The 23470-nt window shown below is 71.1% G+C and carries 18 protein-coding genes and 1 tRNA gene; 4 read left to right on the forward strand and 15 right to left on the reverse strand.

The window, feature by feature from the left end:
* Positions 1-176 precede the first annotated feature (176 nt).
* A complete protein-coding gene (locus ACWD3C_RS35060) occupies positions 177-455 on the forward strand; it encodes a hypothetical protein (RefSeq protein ID WP_451150339.1) in 279 nt (92 codons plus the stop codon).
* Positions 456-946: 491 nt separating this feature from the next.
* Here the strand turns inward: ACWD3C_RS35060 and ACWD3C_RS35065 are convergent, their stop codons facing one another.
* The 7 genes from ACWD3C_RS35065 to ACWD3C_RS35095 all read right to left on the reverse strand — a co-directional run bounded on the left by ACWD3C_RS35065 (position 947) and on the right by ACWD3C_RS35095 (position 9996).
* On the reverse strand, positions 947-1639 hold the full coding sequence (locus tag ACWD3C_RS35065; protein ID WP_451150341.1) for a hypothetical protein: 693 nt from the start codon (positions 1637-1639) through the stop codon (positions 947-949).
* Positions 1636-2052 (reverse strand): acyl-CoA thioesterase, encoded by a 417-nt coding sequence (locus tag ACWD3C_RS35070; RefSeq protein ID WP_451150343.1) that lies wholly within the window; start codon positions 2050-2052, stop codon positions 1636-1638. Before ACWD3C_RS35070 ends, ACWD3C_RS35065 begins: the two co-directional genes overlap by 4 nt.
* A gap of 2 nt (positions 2053-2054) precedes the next feature.
* Positions 2055-3719 carry an energy-dependent translational throttle protein EttA gene (gene ettA / locus ACWD3C_RS35075; protein ID WP_451150345.1) on the reverse strand — a complete coding sequence of 555 codons (1665 nt, stop codon included), beginning with the start codon at positions 3717-3719 and terminating at the stop codon, positions 2055-2057.
* A gap of 228 nt (positions 3720-3947) precedes the next feature.
* Positions 3948-5360, reverse strand: coding sequence for a Cys-Gln thioester bond-forming surface protein (locus ACWD3C_RS35080; protein ID WP_451150347.1), 1413 nt, complete (start codon positions 5358-5360; stop codon positions 3948-3950).
* A gap of 300 nt (positions 5361-5660) precedes the next feature.
* Positions 5661-6122: a single-stranded DNA-binding protein gene (locus ACWD3C_RS35085; RefSeq protein ID WP_451150349.1), complete on the reverse strand. Its 462-nt coding sequence runs from the start codon at positions 6120-6122 to the stop codon at positions 5661-5663.
* Between the two features lie 260 nt (positions 6123-6382).
* Entirely contained in the window at positions 6383-8392 is a 2010-nt protein-coding gene (locus ACWD3C_RS35090; RefSeq protein ID WP_451150351.1) for a GTPase, read from the reverse strand.
* A complete protein-coding gene (locus tag ACWD3C_RS35095; protein WP_451150353.1) occupies positions 8389-9996 on the reverse strand; it encodes a dynamin family protein in 1608 nt (535 codons plus the stop codon). The genes ACWD3C_RS35090 and ACWD3C_RS35095 overlap by 4 nt, the downstream gene beginning before the upstream one ends.
* Positions 9997-10306: 310 nt before the next feature.
* On the opposite strand from ACWD3C_RS35095, the gene ACWD3C_RS35100 reads away from it, so the two are divergent.
* A tRNA-Arg gene (locus ACWD3C_RS35100) sits at positions 10307-10379 on the forward strand.
* A gap of 222 nt (positions 10380-10601) precedes the next feature.
* Here ACWD3C_RS35100 and ACWD3C_RS35105 read toward each other — a convergent pair.
* Together ACWD3C_RS35105 and ACWD3C_RS35110 are read right to left on the reverse strand one after the other, a co-directional pair.
* On the reverse strand, positions 10602-11204 hold the full coding sequence (locus ACWD3C_RS35105; protein WP_451150355.1) for a TetR/AcrR family transcriptional regulator: 603 nt from the start codon (positions 11202-11204) through the stop codon (positions 10602-10604).
* A 125-nt stretch (positions 11205-11329) separates the two neighbouring features.
* Positions 11330-13513 (reverse strand): MMPL family transporter, encoded by a 2184-nt coding sequence (locus ACWD3C_RS35110; RefSeq protein WP_451150357.1) that lies wholly within the window; start codon positions 13511-13513, stop codon positions 11330-11332.
* A 396-nt stretch (positions 13514-13909) separates the two neighbouring features.
* On the opposite strand from ACWD3C_RS35110, the gene ACWD3C_RS35115 reads away from it, so the two are divergent.
* Entirely contained in the window at positions 13910-14365 is a 456-nt protein-coding gene (locus ACWD3C_RS35115; protein ID WP_451150359.1) for an SRPBCC family protein, read from the forward strand.
* Positions 14366-14491: 126 nt separating this feature from the next.
* Positions 14492-15754 (forward strand): FAD-dependent oxidoreductase, encoded by a 1263-nt coding sequence (locus tag ACWD3C_RS35120; RefSeq protein WP_451150361.1) that lies wholly within the window; start codon positions 14492-14494, stop codon positions 15752-15754.
* A gap of 91 nt (positions 15755-15845) precedes the next feature.
* Here ACWD3C_RS35120 and ACWD3C_RS35125 read toward each other — a convergent pair whose 3' ends face one another.
* The 6 genes from ACWD3C_RS35125 to ACWD3C_RS35150 all read right to left on the reverse strand — a co-directional run bounded on the left by ACWD3C_RS35125 (position 15846) and on the right by ACWD3C_RS35150 (position 23255).
* Positions 15846-17084: a cytochrome P450 gene (locus ACWD3C_RS35125; RefSeq protein WP_451150363.1), complete on the reverse strand. Its 1239-nt coding sequence runs from the start codon at positions 17082-17084 to the stop codon at positions 15846-15848.
* 231 nt (positions 17085-17315) lie between these two features.
* A complete protein-coding gene (locus tag ACWD3C_RS35130; protein WP_451150365.1) occupies positions 17316-17732 on the reverse strand; it encodes a hypothetical protein in 417 nt (138 codons plus the stop codon).
* A gap of 186 nt (positions 17733-17918) precedes the next feature.
* Positions 17919-18965 (reverse strand): ketoacyl-ACP synthase III family protein, encoded by a 1047-nt coding sequence (locus ACWD3C_RS35135; protein ID WP_451150366.1) that lies wholly within the window; start codon positions 18963-18965, stop codon positions 17919-17921.
* Between the two features lie 27 nt (positions 18966-18992).
* On the reverse strand, positions 18993-20618 hold the full coding sequence (locus ACWD3C_RS35140) for a phosphopantetheine-binding protein (protein WP_451150368.1): 1626 nt from the start codon (positions 20616-20618) through the stop codon (positions 18993-18995).
* Positions 20608-22194 carry a class I adenylate-forming enzyme family protein gene (locus ACWD3C_RS35145; protein ID WP_451150370.1) on the reverse strand — a complete coding sequence of 529 codons (1587 nt, stop codon included), beginning with the start codon at positions 22192-22194 and terminating at the stop codon, positions 20608-20610. The genes ACWD3C_RS35140 and ACWD3C_RS35145 overlap by 11 nt, the downstream gene beginning before the upstream one ends.
* Positions 22191-23255: a ketoacyl-ACP synthase III family protein gene (locus tag ACWD3C_RS35150; protein WP_451150372.1), complete on the reverse strand. Its 1065-nt coding sequence runs from the start codon at positions 23253-23255 to the stop codon at positions 22191-22193. The genes ACWD3C_RS35145 and ACWD3C_RS35150 overlap by 4 nt, the downstream gene beginning before the upstream one ends.
* Positions 23256-23470: the final 215 nt, after the last annotated feature.

Here is a 23470-nt window from a genome sequence, read left to right on the forward strand (position 1 = left end):
TTGGGTTTCGCGGTGCCGGAGTGGCTCCGAGCGACCGGATTCCGGTCACGACCTGCCGTTGTTGGTCATCGAGTCCCTCATGAGGGTGAAGGGATCTCAGCGCGCGTTGGCTGCCAGCGGTGGGCGGTGCGTTGGCCGTGGCGAGGTGACCGAGGTGTGAGGGGAGGCTGCAGCGTATGTCCAAGCGCGGGAAGAAGCGCGAACTGCGCACGATCGTGGCCCCCTTCACGGTGGCCGCACCCATGGGCGCCCGGATCCGGGACCGGCTCCGCCCCGGTGTGGCGGACGAGAAGATCCTCACTCTGGTCGGTGAGCATCTCGGCCGCCACCAGCGCGCCGATCTCGCGGTGCGTGTCGCCATGGGCTACGTGCCCCGGAAGGACGCTGGGCGTGCCGCGCGGAAGAAGGCGCTGACGGCGGAGTCGTCGTCGCGGTGGGCGGGGACGATGACCTGAGTCTCGGAGGCTCAGTACCAGCTCTCGGTGCGTTGCTCGTACGACGAGCGCGTCACGCTGCGTCGCGCCATCGACACCATTGGCCGGCGGCTCGCGGTGCCGTGCGGACAGCGCGGGGGCAGGATACGCGGATACGCGGATACGCCGACCGGAACGAGCGCTTCCAGAAGCCGCGCCGTATGCAAGACGCTCATGACCCGGCTCGCGGTCGTGGAAGCGCGTATCGAGTGCGGGCGCCCGGTCATTGTGGTCGGTGGTAGACGCCTGGCCGGCACGCGGCACCACCCTCGAACGATGCCGACGCAGCCGCTGACACGGCCTTGATCGTCAAGGCGAACACCCGGCCACGGCCGAGAGCGCGCGACCGCATCGCCCTGGAACTGGAGCGGGACCACATCGGCGTATGGCCGGACGACAGCAACAGCACCGGCTGAGCGACGCCGGGAGCGCACCCGCGCCCCCCGGACGTCGTGCGGACCCGGTCGGGGTACTCAGCGCACGCTGACGTCCAGAGCGCCGAGTCCCGCCCTGCGCAGGGCGATCGATCCGTACGGTGTGCGCAGCCTGAGCCACGCGCCCGAGGAGAACAGCGCCAACTGCCCCGGCTCCCCCTCGCTCGACGCCCCCTGGGGCCGCAGGAAGCCGAGCGACTGCGCCGCGTGCGCGGCCCGCACCGGCAGACCGGTGTCGCCGATCGGCCGGGACCAGATCTCCCGCCCGATCCGGTCGAGTTCGGCCCGCGTACGCCGCTCGGGCGCCAACTCCCCCGTACGGGACCGGAATTCGGCCACCGCGGCAGCGACCATCGCCCGTACCGCGTCGGGCGAGGGCAGCCCGGGCTCCGGGCGCCAGCCCCCGCGCGGGGGCAGTACTCCGGCCCACGGCGGCCCGGTGACGGCGGCGGGCACGACGGCCGTGGCCGCCGCCTCGTCGAGGGACTCCAGGAGTTCACCGGCCGACACGGTCACGTCGAGCGTGACGTCCAGCCCGTTCTCGTACGGCTTCGCGAGCCGCGCCGTCCGGATCGCGAGGACCTCGAACGACGGTGGCCGCCCGAACACCGCGAGCTTGGTCGCGGCCGCCTGCAGCCGGACCGCCGCCGCCCGGTCGTAGTGGATCAGCCGGGCGAGGAAGGCGGCGAGATCCGCCGCCTCCCCCTCGTCGGCGAGGTGGAGCACCGTCATGCCGCGACGGCCTCGGCCTCGTCGTCATCGTCCGTGTACTCCTGTAGGAACTCCCGTTCCTCGGAGGTGAGCCGGCGCGGCCGCTGCGCCTCGAAGTCGAACGGCACGATCACCGTCGAGGCCCGGACATAGACCTGGTCCGGGTCCTTGACCTCGTACGTGAGCGTGAACGACGCCGCTCTTACCTCGGTGACCCACAGCTCGATGTCCACGGGCGTGTGCCGGTGGACCAACTGCCGCTTGTAGTCGATCTCGTGACGCGCCACCACGGACCCCTGCTTGAAGTCCTTCTCCGGACGGAAGAGGAAGTCGATACGGGCTTCCTCCAGGTAGCGGAGGAAGACCACGTTGTTGACGTGGCCGTACGCGTCCATGTCCGCCCAGCGCAGCGGGCAGCGGTAGATGTGCCGCAAGATCAGCCCCGGGTCAGCTTCTTGTAGGTGGCGCGGTGCGGACGGGCCGCGTCCGGGCCGAGCCGCTCGACCTTGTTCTTCTCGTACGACTCGAAGTTGCCCTCGAACCAGAACCACTTGGAGTCGCCCTCGTAGGCGAGGATGTGCGTCGCCACGCGGTCCAGGAACCACCGGTCGTGGGAGACGACCACGGCGCAGCCGGGGAACTCCAGCAGCGCGTTCTCCAGCGAGGACAGGGTCTCGACGTCGAGGTCGTTGGTCGGCTCGTCGAGGAGCAGCAGGTTGCCGCCCTGCTTCAGGGTGAGCGCCAGGTTCAGGCGGTTGCGCTCACCACCGGAGAGCACCCCGGCCGGCTTCTGCTGGTCCGGGCCCTTGAAGCCGAAGGCCGAGACGTACGCGCGCGAGGGCATCTCGACCTGGCCGACGTTGATGTAGTCCAGCTCGTCGGAGACGACGGCCCACAGCGTCTTCTTGGGGTCGATGTTCTCGCGGCTCTGGTCGACGTAGGAGATCTTGACGGTGTCGCCGACCTTGATCGTGCCGGAGTCGGGCGTCTCCAGGCCCTGGATCATCTTGAACAGGGTGGTCTTGCCCGCGCCGTTCGGGCCGATGACGCCGACGATGCCGTTGCGCGGCAGTGTGAAGGAGAGGTCGTCGATGAGGACCTTCTCGCCGAAACCCTTGGTCAGGTTCTCGATCTCGACGACGACATTGCCCAGGCGCGGGCCCGGCGGGATCTGGATCTCCTCGAAGTCCAGCTTCCGCATCTTCTCGGCCTCGGCGGCCATCTCCTCGTAGCGGGCCAGGCGCGCCTTGGACTTGGCCTGCCGCCCCTTGGCGTTGGAGCGGACCCACTCCAGTTCGTCCTTGAGGCGCTTGGCGCGCTTGGCGTCCTTCTGGCCCTCGACCTTGAGACGGGTCTGCTTGGTCTCCAGGTACTTGGAGTAGTTGCCCTCGTAGCCGTGCAGGCGGCCGCGGTCCACCTCGCAGATCCACCCGGCGACGTTGTCCAGGAAGTACCGGTCGTGGGTGACCGCCACGACGGTGCCCTCGTACTTGGCGAGGTGCTGCTCCAGCCAGTTCACCGACTCGGCGTCGAGGTGGTTGGTGGGCTCGTCGAGGAGCAGCAGGTCGGGGGCTTCGAGGAGGAGCTTGCAGAGCGCGACGCGGCGCTTCTCGCCACCGGAGAGATTGGTGACGGGCAAGTCGCCGGGCGGGCAGCCGAGGGCGTCCATGGCCTGTTCCAGCTGGGCGTCCAGGTCCCAGGCATTGGCGTGGTCGAGCTGCTCCTGGAGCTTGCCCATCTCGTCCATGAGCTCATCGGTGTACTCGACCGCCATCTGTTCGGCGATCTCGTTGAACCGGTCGAGCTTGCCCTTGACCTCGGCGACACCCTCCTGGACGTTCTCCAGGACGGTCTTCTCCTCGTTCAGAGGGGGCTCCTGGAGCAGGATGCCGACCGTGTAGCCGGGCGACAGAAACGCGTCACCGTTCGACGGCTGCTCCAGGCCGGCCATGATCTTGAGGACGGTGGACTTACCGGCGCCGTTCGGGCCGACGACGCCGATCTTCGCGCCCGGATAGAAGCTCAGGGTGACGTCGTCGAGGATCACCTTGTCGCCGTGCGCTTTGCGCGCCTTGCGCATGGTGTAAATGAACTCAGCCAAGAGAAACCGTCCGGCAGCTTGAAATCTGGAGGTGGGCAGTACCACCCATCTTGCCGCACGGCCACCCCTCGACGGAAACCGGATATCCAAGGGCTGGGCGTATGACGCGGCCCCGGGCGCCTGGGAGGCGTACCGGGGCCGCGTCGCTCGCTGCGGTCACCGCGCGGTCACTCACTGTTGAGTTGCCAAGGTGCGGTCCGGCTCAAGGCCGCTCATTCCTGCGTGGGCTCATTCCTGCGTGGGCGTCTTCTTACCGACGAGCAGCAGCGCCACGCCACCGATCACGACCAGGCCGATGGCCACGCCCGCGATCGTCGGCGTCGCGCCGGAGCCGCCGGTCTCGGCGAGGTCGGTGCCCGTGGTGGACGTATCTCCGGCCGTCACCGGGCTCGGCTCGGTGAGCGTCTGCACCGATTCGCCGCTCGCGCTGGTCTCGGTCTGGGTCTCGCAGTCGAGGACGCCCTTGAACCGCTTCTCGAAGCCGCTCGGTCCCTTGATCGTGAAGTTGTACGCCTGGTCCTCCCACAGGGGCACCGTCACCGTCTCCGTCGCGCCGGCCGCGATCGTGTGCGTGATCCCGAGCAGTTCGAAGGTGAACTCCTCGTCGCCCACGTTGGCCGCCGTGATGTCCACCCCGCCCTCGGCGCAGTTCTTCTCGGCGGACAGTGCGGGTATCGCGCCCGTCTCCGCCCAGGTCGCGGTCGCCGTCGCGGAGACCGTCGACTCGCTGGAGCCCGCGAGGATCTGCGTCTGGCTGCGGGTCTCGGAGGCGAAGGCGCGGCCGACGGGCACGGAGGTGGAGGCCTGCACGGTCAGCGTGGCCGAGCCGTCCGGGGTGTCCTCGGGCACCTCGAACCAGACCTGGCTGCCGTCGTCGGCGGAGCTCAGGGCCTTGCCGTTCTTGCCGACGACCTTGACTCCCGCCGTCACGTCCACCGGCGGCGTGACCGTCACACTGTCCGCGTTGGTGTGCACCGTGATCGGGCCGAGCCGCTCTCCGGCGCGCCCCGAGACCGCCGGCGGGTCGAGGGTCAGCGAGGCCTTGGGCTCCGTGAGGTTCCGCGCGCTCTTCTCCAGGTAGTCCGCGAGCTTCTCGGCCTGCGGGTTCACCGCCTCGACGTCGACGCCGTCCGAGTAGCGCCAGATGGCCACCTGTGTGCCGGCCGCCGCGTCCTGTTCGGTCAGGCCGCTCGCCCCGGCCTTGTCGGCGAGCGCCGCGAGGTCGTTCACCTGGGGGTAGGAGTTCTGCAGAATCCAGCGGATCCTGCCCGCGTCCTTGTTGCCGCTCAGGGACGTGCCGCTCCACGGGGTCTCGTGGTACTTGGCGTCCCGCTGCGTCGGGTTGTGGATGTCGACGCAGTAGGTCTGCAGCGTGCCGCCGCCCTCGACGGACATCTCGAACAGGCCGGCGGACACCTGGTGCTCCGTGCCGTTCTCGTGGATCACGGCGGTCCCGTACGTCTTCAGGCCGCTGATGGTGGCGGTCGCGCCGCCCGGGGTCTGCGGTGTCTCGGCGGCGGCGGCCGGGCCGGCCGTGGCGAGCGCACTCGCGACGACGAGCCCGGACGCCAGTGCCGTGGCGGCGAGGCGGGCGGCCCCTCGCCTGCGCCGCGCGGACAACGCGGAGAACGAAGAAAACACAGAATTCCCCTTCGAGCAGGACCCGTTGGCGTGGGGGGTGCGGTCCCACCAGCAGAATCACAAGCCCCGTGAGCTATGCCACGGCATCCTAGGGACGCGGTCGCACCGCCTTTCCCGATCATGCCGTCGGACAACCGATCCGACTCGGAATCGTTATCGCTCGCACGGCCTGCGAGCTGCGCTTATCGACAAATCCATAGGACTGTCCACAGCGCTGTCGGGATCGTTGGGACCCTTCGGAACGCATTCGCCGATAAGCCGCAGGCCGGTCAAGTCGGTTCCGCCGCAAGTGGTTTGACGTCACGCCACGCCTGCTGGCTCCGGCTGCTGTTGGGCGGCTGCCACGGGTTGTGGTTCCCAGTTGGGTTCGGGCCGGGGTGCCGTCGTGGCCGCCTGTGTCTCCGCCCTGGGTGTGCGCCTGAACGCCGACGTACCCCGTGACAGATCGTGGCCGACCGCCACGGCATCGACGTCCGCCGTGGTCCAGGTCTGCCCGTCCCGCTGTTCCGTGCGCACCTTCAACCGCCCCTGGACGACGACGGGATCGCCCAGCGAGATGGAGGAGCCCACGTTCGCGGCGAGTGTCCGCCTGGTCCACACCGTGAAGAAGTTGGTGTGCCCGTCCGCCCACTCGCTCTTCTCCCGGTCGTAGTACCGCGAGGTCACCGCCAGCCGGAACCTGGCCGAGGTTCCTGCCGCCGTCTCCTTGCACACCGGCTGGGTGGCCACGTTCCCCACCACGCACACCTGAGTCTCGTTCATCTCGCATCCCTCCCTCGCCCCGGCACCGCGCCGGGGCGGATACGCGTACGGGCCCGTCCCGTACGGCTGCGTCTGCTCCGCGCCGACCGCGTCCGCTGCGATCGCCGCGGGTTCAGACTGCCTCCGTCGGGCCGAGCCCGCTGAGCGCTGTGTGCTACCTGCCAGTTGTGGAAAACTCCGTCACCCGAACGGGTGAACTCCGGTCAGTCGACGGCCGCTTCGACGGGTGTCGGACGCCCGCGTATCCACATCCACGTCCGTCACCCCACCGGCGCCGCCGCCCCCAGCACCCGCCCGTACTGCTCCCGCACCTCCCGGTAGCGCAGCAGTTCCGCCGCCACCGGATCCAGCACCCGCGCCCGCCCGCACCCGGCTGCCGCCGTCCGCAGCCGCCGTTCCGCTTCGAGCCCGTACCGCCGGGCCGGTCCGCGTGCCGCCAGCCTGCAGCTCCACTCGACGGCCGGGCCGCCGACGATGCCCACCACCATCAGCAGCACGGGTACGCCGAGGTTCGGGGACATGAACCCGACGATCTGGCCCACCAGCCACAGCCCGCCGAGGATTTGAAGGATCGTCATGGATGCCTGGGCCAGCACGGCGGCCGGCCACCAGCCCGGCCGCGGCGGCCGTCCCTGCGGTGTCCCGGCCCGCGCCGCCAGTTCGTCCAGCGCCTCGGGCAGCCCCTGTGACCCGCGTACGGCCGCCTCGCGCACCGCCTGCGCCCATGGTGCGGGCAGCCCCAAGGCGGCCCGCTCCGACAGCGTGCGTACGGCCTGTTCGACGCGCTGCCGGGCGGTGGCCTCCTCGTCGGCCGACGCGCGCACGGGCAGGCGTCCGGTGGTGGGTTCGTGCTGCTCCTGGCACCAGCGCCACAGCCGCAGCCAGGGCGTGCCGCACGCGCGGTTCGCGTTGCGCAGCCACGCCCGTTCGGCTGCCTCGCCCGACGCGGTGGCGCCCACGGCGTCCGCGAGCCGGTCGGCGAACTCGTCGCGTGCCTCCTCGCTGAGCCCGGTGCGCCGCCCCGTGGCGTACACGGGCCGCAGGCGCCAGGCGGCCGTGTCCAGGTCGGCGGCGATGCGGCGGGCCGGGGCCGCCCGGTCGGCCACGAACTGGCCCAGCGCCTCGCGCAGTTCCCCGACGCCGTCTCCGGTGAGCGCGGACAGCGCGAGCACCGTGACGCCGGGTTCGCCGTACTCCCGCAGCGCGATCCCGTCCTCGTCCAGCAGCCGCCGCAGGTCGTCGAGCACCTGGTGGGTGGCCTCCCCGGGGAGCCGGTCCACCTGGTTGAGGACGACGAACATGACCTCCGCGTGCCCCGCCATGGGCCGCAGATAGCGCTCGTGGAGGACGGCGTCGGCGTACTTCTCCGGGTCGACGACCCAGATGACCGCGTCCACGAGCGCCAGGACGCGGTCCACCTGTTCACGGTGCTGGAGTGCCGCGGAGTCGTGGTCGGGCAGATCGACCAGGACGAGTCCGCGCAGCTGCGCCTCGGCCTCCGGGCTCTGCAGGGGGCGCCTGCGCAGCCGCCCCGGGATGCCGATCCGGTCGATGAGCGTGGCGGCGCCGTCGCTCCAGCTGCACGCGATGGGCGCGGCGGTGGTGGGTCTGCGCACGCCGGTCTCCGAAATGGCCACGCCGGCGAGCGCGTTGAAGAGCGTCGACTTGCCGCTGCCGGTCGCGCCCGCGATGGCGACCACGGTGTGCTGCCCGGACAGCCTGCGCCGCGCCGCCGCCTCGTCCAGGACCCGGCCTGCCTCGGCGAGCGTCCTGCTGTCCAGCCGGGTACGGGAGAGCCCCACCAGCTCGCGCAGCGCGTCCAGCCGCGAGCGCAGCGGTCCGTCGTATGCGAGCGGGGGTGCCGTCTGCGTACTGGAGACCCTGGTCTCCATGATCGCGGGCTGCTCCGCCTCGGCCGTCTCTGACACGCGCCGGGCGATCAGCCCGTCGTCCCAGGCGGGCTCGGACTCCGTACAACCGGACGTGTCGTCGTGCACGCGCGCGTGGGCATCGTTTTCGCGCTCTTCTTCGCGCTCTTCGGGGTGTTCGGTGCCGGTGTTCCCCATGGGGTCCCCCTCCGGTCGCTCGCTGCCGGAATCGCCTTCTCCGGAGAGGCCGCTTTCGGAATCGTCGCCCTCGGGGACCTCGTTTCCGGTCTGGCGGGCGCGATCAGTGCGATCGGCGTGATCGGTGCGATCGATGTGATCCACTTGATCGCTGTGATCGCTGTGATCCGCGTCGTGGTCGGCGAGGGCAGTCACCACGGTCACCTCTCCTTCTGCAGTACGGACAACGCGGCGATGAGTTCGGCCTGGGGCTCCGGGTGGACGTCGAGGGCGTCCAGGGGGGCGAGCCGGCGCTCGCGTTCGGTGTGCAGGGCTCTGTCGAGGTACTCGGTGAGCAGCCGCCCGCCCCGGTCGCGCAGTCGCAGGGCTCCGTGGGCCCCGATCCGCTCGGCGAGCCCCTCTCCGGCGGACCGCGCCCGGCGTCCGCCGAGGAGCGCCGTGGCGACCAGGGCGGCCACGATCTCGGGGTCCGGCGCGACACTCCGGTCGAGGTCGCGTACTTCCTCCTCGGCGTACTCCTCCAGGACGCGCCGCCAGCGCCGTACGGTCATCCCGATGCGGTGCTCGGCGCTCTCCAGCGTGGGGTCGCGGTCCGTCAGCCCGGGGGCGCCCGCGGCCGGTTCGCGCCGCCAGGCCTCGTCGATGCGCTCGTCGGCGGCCGTGACCGCGCAGAGCAGCAGCGCGCAGAGGCTCCCCGCCAGGGCGTCGAGGAGTTCACCGGCGGTGCAGTCGAGCGGGTAGCTGCGCCACCGCTTCAGGGCATCCCCCGCGAGCACGGCCCCGACCTGCAAACGCGCCCTCACGCGCGCGTGCTCACTGTCGTACGCGACCTCGACGGCCGAGGTGAGCCGCAGCGCGGCGGCGTGCTGCGCGGCGGCGGCGCCGGCGAGTTCGGGCATCCGCGCCCGGAGCGAATCGAGGACCCCCTGGGCGGTACGGGCCATCGCCTGGTGCCGGGCTCCGGGATCCGTCGCCTGGTGAATGAGCCAGGTGCGCAGCGGCGCCACGGCGGAGGCCGGCAGCAGCCCGCCGCCCCAGGCGGACTCGGGCAGTTCGGGCACCGTGAACCGGGGCACCTCGCCGAGCCCGGCCTTGGCGAGCAGAGCGCCGTACTGCCGCGAGACCTCGGACACCACTTGGTGGGGCACCCGGTCGAGAACGGTGACCAGGGTCGCCTTGTGCTCCTTGGCGGTACGCAGCAGATGCCAGGGCACGGCGTCGGCGTACCGGGCGGCCGTGGTGACCATGATCCAGATGTCGGCGGCGCAGATCAGTTCGGCGGCGAGGAAGCGGTTTTCGGCCACCAGGGAGTCGACGTCGGGCGCGTCGAGGAGGGCGAGCCCGCGCGGGAGCGTGTCGACGGTCTCGATCCGCAGCACCCGCTCGCCGTCCCGGCCCGGCAGCAAGGGTTCGTCGCCCGGCTCCTGATGCGGTACCCACGCGCGCGTGAGGTTGGGCAGCACGCGCATCCCGCTGAACCAGTGATGGTCCTCCGGATGGCACACGAGCACCGGCGTACGGGTCGTGGGCCGCAGCACCCCGGCCTCGCTGACCCGCCGCCCCACGAGGGAGTTGACCAGGGTCGACTTCCCGGCCCCCGTGGATCCCCCCACGACGGCCAGCAAGGGCGCTTCGGGCTCCCTCAGGCGGGGCACCAAGTAGTCGTCGAGCTGTGCGAGCAGTTCGTCGCGGTTGGCACGCGCGCGTGGGGCCCCCGCCAGGGGCAGCGGGAAGCGTGCGGCGGCGACACGGTCGCGCAGGGCGGAGAGTGCGTCGAGCAGCTGAGGCCGTACGTCCAAGGTCACCACATGCGAAGAATGCCCAATTTTATGGACATTCTGAAGCATATAAGCCTGCCTGCGCGCCGACAGGACACAGGGGACGGAAGGGACGACCGGGGCACAGGCATAACGAGTACACAACACCCGGGGCCCGAGGCGCCAAAAGCGATGCACGATTCGTACCTGCCTGCGATTATCAGGACCGCTTCACCGAACCTCCACATCGAGCCACGGAGGCGAAGCAACAGGGACAAGGACCCGGGAGCCCTATCCTTGTCCCCGGCAATGTCACGGATCAGCCCACACCCGGGCACCAAGACAAAGGCCACCACACCTGGCCCCCGTAGCTCAGTGGATAGAGCAGGCGCCTTCTAAGCGCTTGGCCGCAGGTTCGAGTCCTGCCGGGGGCGCCGCGTTTTCGCAGGTCAAACGCTACTTCCAGCCCGTCGCAAGGTCGCTTGCGGCGGGCTTTTTGCGGCGCTCGAAGGGTGTTTTACCCCGATTTACGCCACCCTCGCGACGCCTGCCCCATATACGTCCCCCGGTGTGGCGGTACCCGCCCCTCCGCAGGACGAGTTGTCGGCGGCGGCTGAATTTCGGGGACTCAGTCCGAACCGCGCTGCCTCAGGCGGTCAGGGTGTTTCGATGATCGTGCGGATCGCTCGGACGAACGCGTCGGGGCTCACCTCGTCGCCCATGGCCAGGCGCAGCGTGTACCCGGTGAGGAGAGCCAGGAGCACGTTCGCCTTCCCGGTGGTGTGCGGGTCACCGGGAAGGCCGCGAACGGTGCGTTCATCGCGAATGAGGTCGACGGTCTTCGCGTGTGCGGCGGCCAAGTGGCGGCGGACCTGTTCGGCCAGACGCGGAGAGACGGCCGCCTCGCCCCAGATCTGCGCCATGAGCCTCGCGTGCTCCCGCCTGTCGACGGTGCCGCTGACCCGTTCCGGCGACTCTGACAGGTTCGGCGAAGTGGCCTTGTCCAGCGCCATGCGGATCGCGTCGTCGCACACGGTCTGGATGAGGTGGTCCTTGCTCGGGAAGTAGCTGTAGATCGCACCGGTGGACAGGCGTGATCTCGCGACGATGTCATAGGTGGAGGCCTGGGCGAATCCCTTCTCGGCGAACACGGCGCGGGCGGCGTCCAGGATCTGCCGACGGCGGGCGTCCCGGTGAGCCTGGGTGACCTTCGGCATGGAGAGACGGCCTTTCGTCGTGTCGTGGGCGGTGGTGGCCACTGTGCGGCTACAGCTCGGGGAACGGTCCGTGTCTGATGGCAGGGCTCGCGCGCCGTGGACGGGCGTGGCCTTTCGAGGACCACGGGGGCACTCGGACCCGAGTCGCACGGCCCGGCTTTGACGTGTCAGCCGATGTGTGCGGATGTCTTGTCGGGAACCGGCACGGAGGCGGGGGAGTGTTCCATCCGGTCGAGGCGGAGGGCGCGGTGCAGGGCGCGCAGAGGGGACGGGGCCCACCAGTTGGCGGCGCCGAGGAGGGCCATGAGAGACGGGACGAGGAAGGCCCGGACCACCGTCGCGTCGATGAGGACGGCGAACGCCGCGCCCAGGCCCAGTTCCTGGATGAACACCAGCCGGGACAGCGCCAGCGCGCCCACCGGGACGCAGAACAGGACGGCGGCCGAGGTCACGATCCCGCCGGTGCGGGACAGGCCTTGGGCCACCGCCTCGCGGTTGTCCAGGCCCTGTGACCGGGCCTCCTTGATACGGCTCAGGAGGAAGACGTTGTAGTCCGTGGAGAGTCCGAACGCGAGCGCGAAGACCAGTACGGGCGTGGTGGCCTCCAGCCCGGTCTGCGCGGAGAAACCGAGGTTGCCGTGCTGGAACACCCACACCAGGAAGCCGAACGCGGCGCTGGTGGACAGCAGGTTCATCACCAGGGCCTTCAGCGGCAGCACCACCGAGCCGGAGAAGGCGAAGAGCAGCAGCAGGGTGACACCGACCAAGATACCGCCGGCCAAGGGCAGGCTCTCCGCGATGCTCTGACGCTGTGCCAGGAAATCCGCCGTCGTACCGGTGTAGCGGGCGGGGTACGGGGCGGTCAGGTCCTGGACGGCGCCCACGGCGTCCTTGGCCGCCTCGTCCAGGGGGTTGTCGGTGAGGACGGCGTCGATCTCCCAGTGCCGGTCGCCCAGTTCCAAAGGGGTGCCCACCGACTCGACACCGGGAACAGCACTGATCCGCTCCGTGTAGTCGGTGAGACGGGACGCGTCCGGGGAGCCGTCGGTCTCCAGCACGATCTGCAGGGGGGAGGTGGCGCCGGCGTCGTACTCCTCGTCGAGCACCGCGGCCACCCGGCCCGCGCTGGTCTCCTCGGGCAGGAGCGTGGGGTCCACTCCGGTGAAGCGCACGCCCAGCAGCGGCGAGGCGATCACCATCAGCACCGCCGTGGCGAGGAGCGCGAACACCGCGGGGCGGCGCATCACGGTCTGGGCCATGCGGTACCAGCGTCCCTCGGTGGCCCGCGCGGCACCGGCCGTGCGCTGCCAGCGGCGCGGGGCGAGGGAGTTGACCCGTCGGCCCAGGAGGGCGAGCAGCGGGGGCAGTCCCAGGAGGGCGAACAGCGCCGCGGACACCACGGTGATGACGCCGGCCAGCCCCATGGACCGCAGATAGGGCTGCGGGAACGCGGTCAGCGCGGCGAGGGCCGCGGCCACCGTGAGGGCGCTGAACAGTACGGTGCGGCCCGCCGTGGCAACAGTCCGCAGCACCGCCTCCGCGCCCGGTCCCCGGTCCGCCAGTTCCTCGCGGTAGCGGGAGACGATCAGCAGACCGAAGTCGATGGACAGGCCGAGGCCGAGGGCGAAGGCGAGGCTCATCGCGCCGACGGAGACGTTCATGAACTCGGTGGCGACGCGCAGGCCCGCCATGGTGAGCAGCAGGGAGACGATCCCGCCCAGCAGTGGTAGCAGGGCAGCCACCAGCCCGCGGAAGACCAGGAAGAGCACCACCAGCATCACCGGGGCCGCGAGGAGTTCGGCCCGCGCCAGGTCGGCGTCCGAGACCTCGGCGACCTGGACGTGGCCGGGAGTGGCGCCGCCGAGCCAGGTGCGGCCGCGCAGGGCGGGGTCGTCCTCGACGGCCTTCTGGAGTTCCTCCTCGGCCTGGACGCTCTCCTGGTCCGTCAGCGACCCCACAGCGCCCACGACCACGGTGCTGCGCCCGTCGCGGGCGATGAGCGCGGCGCCCTCGGGGGAGGTGTAGTCGAGCACCTGCTCGACCTCGGGACGGGACCGCAGGAGCTCCGCGGCGGCGGTGACCGCCTCCGGCGGGGTGGTGGTCGCATCGACCGGCTCGTCGGTGCGCACCAGCAGCACATGGCCCTGCTGGGGATCGATGCCCGTGGCCCGCTCGATGATCTCGCGGGCCGCAACGTTGCCGCCGCCCGGATCGTCGTAGTCGGCCAGGCCGTTGGAGAGTTTCTCCGACACGCTGCCGCCGTACACGGTGGCCAGGGCGGTGACCAGGAGGGTCAGCAGGAGCACGGCGAACCGCCGACGGTGCAGGGCCGAGCCCAGAGCGGAGAACATGGGATTTCCTTTCCTGCGCGCCCGTGGGGGGCCGGGGCGCGCACGCCAAGCCTCGGCCAGGGCGCTGGAATCTCGCTGAAGCGTCCGGCAGGGATCCTGCGGGGCAGCGCTAAGGTCCCGCTGTAGCCGGGGACAGGAGGGCTGTGCCGGTCTCGGCCCGGCCGGTAGCGTCGGCTTCCCGGCGCCGTTCGCGGCTCGCCTCCGACACGCTCCGTGCCGCTGGCTCCCGTCCCACGAAAGCGACCGTCGACCGGGTCCACCGACAGCATCGATCAAGGGCGGCAAGCGGGAGCTGCCCGCTCTGGCCTTCCCGCGTCCGCGCCGTCTCTTCTCGTCCCGCGGCCCCGTCACGGGACCACTTCACCGCGGCCCGCGGTCCGTCCTGGAAGGAATCTCATGCGCCGTATCTCGTCCGCCGTGCACATCCGCGACACCGTCGACCGGGTGTGGGGGGTACTCACCGACTTCGAGCGGTTCCACGAGTGGAACCCCTTCCTCGTCGAGGCCGCCGGCCAGGCCGTGCCGGGTGCCCGGCTCACCCTGCGCCTCCGACTGCCCGACAGCGGACGGGAGATGGTGTTCCGGCCGACCGTGCTGGAGAGCGAGCCGGGGCGGCTGCTGCGCTGGCGCGGCCGGTTCGGCGTACCCGGCGTCTTCGACGGAGTGCACAGCTTCGAGCTGACCCCACACGACGGCGGCACACGTGTGGTGCAGACCGAGCGCTTCAGCGGGCTGCTGGTGCCGTTCGCCGGTTCGATCATCACCCCGTCCGAGCAGGGCTTCCAGCGCCTCACCGACGCACTGAAGGCCAGGGTCGAGTCGTCCGGTGTCGCGGCTCGGGATGTGGACTGACCCGCCTACGAGCCGTCATCTGCCGTCTGCCGTCTGCCGTCTGCCGGGGGAGCTTCTGCAAGGGGAGCTTTAGCCCGCGGTCCCACGATCGACCGACCATGACTCCGCTGGAGAGGCAGCAAAACGATGACAGCTGAGCTGACCGCACAGGTGTGCGTGGTCGGAGGGGGGCCCGCCGGTCTCACCCTGGCCGTGGAACTCGCCAAGCGTTCCGTGTCGGTGGTGGTTCTGGAGCAGAGCGGACACTTCAACCGGTCCTTCCGCGGCGAGTCGGTGTCCCCGGACTCGGTGTGGCTGCTCGACCGGCTCGGTCTGCTCGACCGGCTCGACGGAACCTACGCGCAGATGCACCACATGGAGATCGTCGACTCCGGCAGCACCGTGCTGAGCGTCGACTTCTCCGACTTCCACTACCCCCACCCCTACCCGGTGGAACTGCCGCAGCCAGCTCTGCTGTCCGCCCTGGCCGACGCCGGGCGGGAACACCCGGGTTTCACCCTGTGTCAGTCGGCCACCGCCGTCGGCCTGCTGAAGGAGCAGGGCGACAGCGGTCCGGTGACCGGCGTGCGCGCCCGCACCCCCGACGGCGAACTCGTCGTACGGGCCGCCCTGACAGTGGCTGCCGACGGGCGGTTCAGCAAGGTCCGGGAGATGTCCGGACTGCCGTACGACAAACAGCCGCTGGATCGGGACGTCGTCTGGCTGCGGCTGCCCTTCCCCGACGAATGGGACAGCCACACGTACCGCATCCGCATCCGGGGCGGTGAGCACGGACTGTTCATCCCCACCCAACCGGACAGTGTCCGGGTGGGTCTCAACATCCCGAAGGGCGGTCTCAGGGACCTGCGTGCCCAGGGGCTGAGCGCGCTGCACGAGCGGCTGGACCGGCTCGCTCCCGAGCTGTCGGACACGGTGCGCCGCGAGGTGCGGGCCTGGTCGGACACCTCGATGCTGGACATCTTCACCACCGTGGTGCCCCGCTGGTCCATGCCCGGTCTGATCCTCATGGGCGACGCCGCGCACACCCTGACCCCGATCCTCGGCCAGGGCGTCAACCACGCGATCATCGACGCGGTCACCCTGGCGCCGCTGGTCGACGGGGCGATGGCCGACGGGGGCGGTACGGCCGCACTGGTACGGGCCGGTGAGACGTTCCAGCGCTCGCGGGAGGAAGCGGTACGCCTCTCCCGCGCCCTCCAGCTCCGCCAGGAACGGCTCTTCGCGCTCGACGGACAGCTGGGCGGCCTGGCCCGCCGGACCCTCTACCGGGTGGTGGACCACAACCGGGCGCTTCAGCGGAAGGTGCTGGCCAGGGCGTACTTCCAGGTACAGGAGCCGGGTCCGATCGCGGCCCGGCGGGTGGTACGGCAGCCGACCCCGCGCCCCTGAGCCCGAGACGTGACGGCGCACGCCGCGACCACGGACCGCTGCCCGGGCCCCGACAAGGGGACCCGGGCAGCAGTCTGCGCACCGGCGACGGTCACCAGGTGACGGGCATACGGTTCAGCGCGTGCACCATCATGCCGCTGGTCATCGTGAGGTTGCCCACCTCGTCGGCCAGGCTCAGCCGGGGGAAGCGGCGGAGCAGCGAGGAGATCGCGATCTGCAGCTCCGCGCGCGCGAGGGCGGCGCCCAGGCAGAAGTGCGCGCCGTGGCCGAACGCCAGGTGCGCGGTGGCCGAGGACCGGGACGGGTCGAAGTCGCCCGTCGCCTCTCCGAAGCGGTCCGCGTCCTGGTTGGCGGAGGCGACCGCGGCGATCACACCGCTGCCCTTGGGAATGGTGCTGCCGGCGATCTCCACGTCCTCCAGCGTGATGCGGAACGGGCCGCCGTCGCCGATGGGGTTGATCCGCAGCAGTTCCTCCACCACGTGGTCGATCGCCTCGGGCCGCTCCCGCAGCACGGCCAGGTGCTCGGGGTGCCGCAGCAGCGTCAGCACACAGGTGCCGATCATGCTGACGGTGGTCTCGTGCCCGGCGACCAGCAGGGTGATGCCCATGGTGATCAGCTCGTGCTCGCTGAGCCGGTCGCCGTCCTCGTCGTGCACGGAGACCAGGGCGCTCATCAGGTCGTCGGCGGGCTCCTCGCGCTTGCGACGCACCAGCTCACCGAGGTACTGGACCATCGACATCCGCTGTTCCATCACCTCCTCAGCGGTGTGCGAGGTGAGCGAGACGAAGGCGTCGGACCAGCCGCGGAAGCGGTCCCGGTCCTCGAAGGGCACGCCGAGCAGTTCGCAGATGACCATGACCGGCAGGGGGAACGCGAAGACGGGGTTGAGGTCGACCGGCGGGGAGAGCTTCTCCATGCCGTCCAGCAGGTCGTCGGTCAGCTGCTGGATGCGCGGGCGGAGGTTCTGCACCCGGCGGGCGGTGAACTCCCGCGAGACGAGCTTGCGCAGCCGGGTGTGCTCCGGCGGGTCCATGGTGAAGAGGCTGCCGGGCATGGGCGGGGCCGCGGTGAGTCGCGGGGCGCCCTCGGCCAGCATCGCGGCCCGGCTGAAGCGGGGGTCGGCCAGGACGGTACGGACGTCTTCGTACCTGCTGACCACGTAGCCGTCGTCGCCACTGGGCAGCTGGACCTTGGCCACCGGGCACTTGGCGCGCAGTTCCTCGTAGACGGGTGGCACCTGCACCGCCGAGGGGCGGTGGAAGGGGTACTGGTATCCGGTCTCGGTCCCGGTGTCGGTCCCGGTGGGGGGCGCTGAGGCGGTGTCCATCGTGTGGCCTCCAGGGCTTCTTCGGTTCGCAGACGTGTCGGGCTGTCAGCGACAGTCGCAGGAGCGCCTTGCGCAGCGATAAAGGCGCTCTGTACCGACACGAGCCGCGAACATGCCGGAGCCGCGGCCGCGCATCCCGCCGGTCTCCTGGGGAGCACGCACACGGAACAGGCCCGCAGCCCCGGGGGACGGGATGCGGGCCTGAGCGCTGTGTCTGAGAGTGCCGCGGGTTCAGCGCTGCCAGCCGTCCGATGTCCGCAGGCCGAAACCCAGGGCGCGGGCGAGCGCGATGGTGGTGAGCCAGCTCATGCCGAAGGTGAAGGGGGCCGCGATGTCCTCCGGGCGGTCCCCGAGGAACGAGAAGACGACCATGATCGAGAAGGGGATCACGGCACGGTTCAGCAGGTTGTGCAGCGGTACGGCCCGGGGAGCCAGCTGACCTGGCTCGTGGGCCTGGCCCAGCCCTGCCGACCGGGCGACGAAGGGCAGGACCGCGCCGAGGACGGCCGCCGGAATCACCCAGCCCATGTGCTTGACCATCTCGAAGACGTCCCAGAGCAGGAGCAACGCTCCCAGCGCGCCCCAGGCGAGGCGCAGTTGCAAGGGGGTGGAACTCCTCGTGGCGCCGGTGGATTCGGTCGTCGCCATGTAATTCTCCTCAGTGTCGAGGCAGGACGGCCGGGCCGACCGTCCCTGGCCGTACGGACCGTCCTGGCCGTACGGCACAAGCGGTCGAACGATGCAGTATCCGGAGGTCCGCTGGAGCGCCGCTGAAATCGCAGGTGGCAGGCGAATGCTTCCCACCCGAGCACCGGGTCACTCCCCCTCGGCCCGTCATCGCCCGCTGCTACGGAAGGGCTCCCAGTCCGGTATGTCGAGGACCTCCAGTACGGCACAGGTGCAGCTGAACCCGGAGCCGCCGCCGACGAAGAGCACCCGGTCGCCCCGGCTCAACTCCTGCCGCTCCACCAGGTCGTTGAACCCGGCGATCTGGTCACCGGCGCCCAGGTGGCCCACTTCGCGGGCGAACTCCCAGGTGGAGCGCTCCACGGGGATGCCGAGCAACTGCGGCACCTGCCACTCCAGACGGCTGCGCCCGCTGGCCAGGGTCACCACGCGGTCCACGTCCGACCTGCCGATGCCGGCATCGGCCAGCGCGGTGTCCACCACGGTGTTCATCACCTCCGCGACCCGCTCGGTGGCCTCCCGGACGCTGCCGTGGGCGCGTGCGTAGTGGCCTACCCTGCCCAGCAGATCCAGGGGTTCGCCGGAGGGCAGGGGGCGCAGCCCGGGGCCCCTCACCACAGCCTCCAGGGAGTTGTCGGCGCCGCTGGCCGTGGACAGCAGCCGGGCGAAGCCGCCCCGCGCGGACAGCAGCAGGGCGGTGCCGCCGTCGCCGTACACGAATCCGGGTTCGCTGCTCCACCGTTGTACCAGGGGCGCGCCGAACCGGTCCGCGGTGGTGACCATCGCGGCTCCGGTGTCCGGGCGCGCGGCGACCTGGCGGGCCGCGATCTCCAGCGCGCCGAGGCCGCCGTTGCACTCCTGTTCCAGTCCGAAGGCGGGCACGCCCCGGCCGAGGGCGTGGCCGGCCACATAGGAGGCCGCGGGCCACATCTCGACGCCCTGGAACCAGATGCCGCTGTGGATCAGCAGATCCACGTCGGACGCGTCCACTCCGGAACGCTTGAGCGCGGTCGTCGCAGCGTGGACGGCCATGTCCGGAGGGGCCATGGACTCGTCGGCGACGGAGACGGAAAGGATCTCGTCCGCCGCGTACTGCTCCGCGTCGTACGCGCCGGACTCCAGGGCCGACCGGGCGTATTCGGGCTCGCCCAGCCATACCCCCGTCCCCGCGACGTACACACCTTCCCACTGCATGAGGTCTCCTCTCTGGTCGCTCGGAAGTCAGGCCGATCCGACGGACTGTTCCCGCAGGGCGGACACCACGCGCCACAGCGAAGCGGGGGTAGCGAAGGTGTCGGCCATCAGCTCGGAGTCCGGGACGGCGATGCCGTACGTCTCCTCCACCCGGGCCAGGACCTCCACCATCGCGAGCGAGTCCAGTCCCGCCGCCTTGAGGCTGGTGTCGGGCCGTAGTTCGCCCTTGGCGGCGAGCCGGGGCAGGGCCTCGTGCAGCAGTGCCTCGTACGTCGGGTCCCAGGGCGCGGCCGGTTCGTCCGCTGTGCCGGCGGGCGCCGTCCCCGTGGTCGTCTCGGTCATGGCGGTGATGTCCTCCGTACGGGATCCGGTGTGGGGTGAGACGGTGTGGCGCCGCAGGGTCAGGCAGGTGGCGGAGACGGTCTCGCCTCCGTCCACGACGATCTCGGCGGGCGCCGGATGGCCGAGGAAGCCGAGCAGGCTCGCGGACAGTCCGTAGGCGCCTACGTTGGGGAAGGCCAGCAGGTCGCCCGCGCGCAACCCCGGCAGCTCGGCCGCGCGGGCCAGGATGTCGGCGGGGGTGCACAGCGGGCCGGCGAGGGTCACCGTGGCCGGTTTCTGGTCACCGGCCTCGTCCGCCGCCCGGCCGGGGGCCGACAGCGGCTGGGCGGAGAGGGGCAGCAGACGGCCCAGGCCCGACAGACCGCCCAGGTGGTTGATGCCGGAGTCGAGCACCGCGTAGGTGCCGCCGCGGCTGTTCTTCACGTCGGTGACGGTGGTCACCAGTCGTCCGCTGTCGCCGACCAGATAGCGCCCGGACTCGAAGGCGACCACCGGTTCGCCGTCCCGCCAGCCCGGCAGGTGCTCGTCGAGCACGGCGGTCAGTGCCGTCCGCAGCCGCGGGTACCCGGGCCGCTCGCCGGGGGACGCGTACGGGGCGGCGAAGCCTCCGCCGAGGTCCAGCAGGTGCAGCGGGATGCCGAGGTCCTCCCGGAGCTGGGCCGCGGTGCGCACGCTCTGGGCGAGTTCGGCGATCAGGCCGTCCTCGTCCCTGGCGTTGGTGAGCGGGAAGAAGTGCATCCCGATGATCCGGACGCCCTTCACGAGGAGCCGGGCCCCGTGCTCGGCCAGGTCGTCGAGGTCGAACCCGAACTGGGACGGTCCCCCGGTCATCCGCAGGCCGCCCTGGCCGGGCGCCCCTGCCGCGTTGATCCGCAGCACACAGTCCGCGGTGACGCCGTGGGCGTCCGCCGCGGCGCCGATCCGCTCCAGATCGCCGAAGGACTCGGCGGAGAAGGTGCGCATCCCCGCCGCGATCGCCTCGTCGAGCTCCGCGGGGACCTTGCCGGGACCGGAGTACATCAGTTCCGCCGCCGGACAACCCGCTTCGAGGGCGGCCGCCAGTTCGCCGCGCGAGGTCACCTCGGCGCGGGCTCCGCCGCGTCGCAGTTCGGCGACGAGATCGGGGTGAGCGTTGGCCTTCAGCGAGTAGTAGACGCGGCACGGCTGGGGCAGGGCCGCCCGCAGGTCCTTCAGCGCTGAGCGCACCCGGGCCAGGTCGTAGACGTAGAGGGGGCTGCCGTACTGCTCGACGAGCCGGCGGACCGTCAGGTCGTGGCCGGGGTGCCCGGTGCGGTCGCGGTCAGTGGCCATCGGTGCCCTCCATGAGCCGTCGGCGCAGCTCCTTGCGGTCGGTCTTGCCGTTGGGGGTGAGCGGAAGCGCGGTCAGCACCTGGCAGACGTCAGGCACCTTGGCGGCTTCGAGGCGGTCCGCGAGCCGGGCCAGCACCTGCTCCCCGCTCACGTCCGGTGTCTCGCCGACGACGAAGAGGACCATGTCGCGGTCGTCCTCCGGTACGAGCAGCGCCGTCTCCCGCACGCCGTCGATGTCGAGCACAGCGGCCTCGATCTCGACGGAACTCATCCGTGAGCCGCGCCGTTTGAACAGGTCGTCCCTGCGGCCCTGGAAATAGACGTGCCCGTCCTCGTCGAGCCGGCCGTAGTCACCGGTGTGCAGGGTGACCGGACCGCCGTCCGGGCCCGGCCGGAAACGCAGTGCGGTCTGCTCCGGGGCCCGCCAGTAGCCGGCCATCACATGCGGGCCGCGCACCACGATCTCGCCGGTCTCCCCTGTCGGGAGCGGCCGTCCGTCGTCGTCGACGACGAGCACCTCGGTGCCGGGCAGCGCGGGCCCCACCGAGCCGGGGCGGGCCAGATCGCCGTCGGGCTCCAGGATGGTGATCCGCTTGCACTCGGTGGTGCCGTACATGGGCGCCACCGACGCGCCCGGGAACGTCTCCCGCAGCGTGGCGATGAGCGGGGCGTTGAGTGCGGCCCCGGTGTTGGTGAACAGGCGGATCCGGGTGGGCCGCGGGTCGCGGGAGGTGAGCTTGACGAGCAGTTCACCCAGCGACGGCACGAGGGGTACGACGGTCGCCCCGTGGTCCCGGGCGAAGCCGAGCAGCCGGGCATGGTCGGCGGATCCCGACAGCAGCAGTTCGGCGCCGGCCAGCGCGCTGAGCAGGATCTGGTAGAGGCCGTAGTCGAAGGAGAGCGGGACGGCGGTGAGCACGATGTCGTCCGGGCGGTAGTTCAGCCGGGCCGCGATGGCGCGGGCGGCGAACGCCACGGGACCGTGCGGACAGGCCACCGCCTTGGGCGCCGAGGTACTTCCCGAGGTGTAGATGAGCAGGGCAAGCCGGTCGGCGGGCACCTCGGTCTGGGTACGGGCGGCCGGGTCGGCCGGTCCGGACAGATCCAGCTCGGAGACGACGGCGACCGGCACCTCGGACGGCCACCGGAGACCTTCGGTGCCGTCGCGCTCCGCGCCGTCGACGACGATCAGCGAGGGTTCAGAGTCGGCGAGCACCGCCTGGAGGTGGAACGCCTTCATGCCCGGGTTGATCGGCACCAGGACGGCACCGCGCCGCCAGGTCCCGTACAGCAGGGCGGTGAACTCCCTGACGCTGTCGACACGGGCCAGCACCCGGTCGCCGGGCCGGATGCCGTAGCGGTCCAGCTCCCGGGCGAAGGAGTCGGCGGCGGCGTCGAGTCCGGCGTAGGTCCACATGCCGTAGCGGTCCCGCACGGCCGGGGCGTCGGGGCGCCGGGCGACGGCGGCCGTCAGGAACACCTCGGCGGCGTTGTCGACCCGGGGGGCGGTGTCGGTGCCCGCGGCGTCGTCGATCAGTGCCGTGCCCGGGAAGGATCCGATCACGGTCGCGGTCATCGCTGCTCCTCAGGTGTCTGTGGATCGGCGGCCGGGGTCGTCCAGCCCGGTCTGCGGAGGATCTCCAGTACGGCACAGCTGGCGGTACCCGGGCCTGCGGAGAGCATCAGCACACGGTCGCCCGGACTCAAGGCCCCGGTCTCGGCGAGGTCGTTCAGTGCGGCGAACTGGTCACCGGCGCCGAGGTGCCCCGTGCGGCGGCCGAACTCCCAGGTGGTGCGCTCCTCCGGCACCCCCAGCAACTGCTCGGCCTGCCACTGCATCTTGCTGCGGCCGCCGGTCGGGACGACGGCCCGAGCGAGCTCCTCCCGCTTGGTTCCGGCCTCCGCCAGGGCGTCGTCGACGGCGCCCTTGACCATGGCGACCAGCCGGTCTGTGGCCTCCCGGATGTTGCCGCCCCGGGCGCGCAGATGGTGGGCGAAGCGATCGGCGTGGTCGTACGGCTCCTGCGTGGGCAGCGGGGTGAGACCCGCTCCCCTGGCCAGCGCCTCCATCCGGTTGTCGGCGCGGGTCACGGTCGACAGCACCCGGGCGAAGCCGCCACGGTTGGAGAGCACCAGAGCGGTGCCGCCGTCGGCGTACACGAGGCCCGCCTCCGCACTCCAGCGGTTGATCAGCGGCTCGGCGAAACGGTCGGCGGTGGTGAGCACCGCCGCGGCCTCGCCCGGCTCGGTGGTCAGCTGGCGTGCGGCGAGCTCCAGCGAACTGATCGCCGCGTTGCACTCCTGCTTCACCTCGAACGCCGGCACGCTCCAGTGGACGGCGTGGTCGGCGACGTACGACGCCACCGGCCACATGGTCTGGCCCTGGAACCAGACGTAGTTGTGCAGCAGCAGGCGCACGGTCTCGGAGGCGAGACCGGACCGCTTGAGCGCGGTGGTGGCGGCCTGCACCGCCATGTCGGGTGGCGCGACGTCCGCACCGGCCACCCGGACGGACAGCAGACCGTCCGCCTCGAACTGCTCGGGGTCGTACTCACCCGCCTCCACGGCGGCGCGGGCGGAGAACGGTTCGGGGAGCCAGGCCCCCGTCCCCGCCACGTAAACGCTTTCCCAGCGCATGGTTCTCCCATCGTCGGTTGGCTCACCCATGGACGGCCGGGCAGCCGAGCCACACGGCCGGGGTCCTGGGATCCGCCCTGCCGGGATCGTCGGCCCTGGCGCTTTGGCCTGGCTAAAGACCAAGGCCGTGAAGTTACGGCTTCGGAGGCGCTGACAAGTACGCGCTGATCTGCGGTGACTCGGGACGTAAGAAGCGGAGCCCCGGTAGAACTGGC

Source organism: Streptomyces sp. NPDC002845, assembly GCF_053591955.1.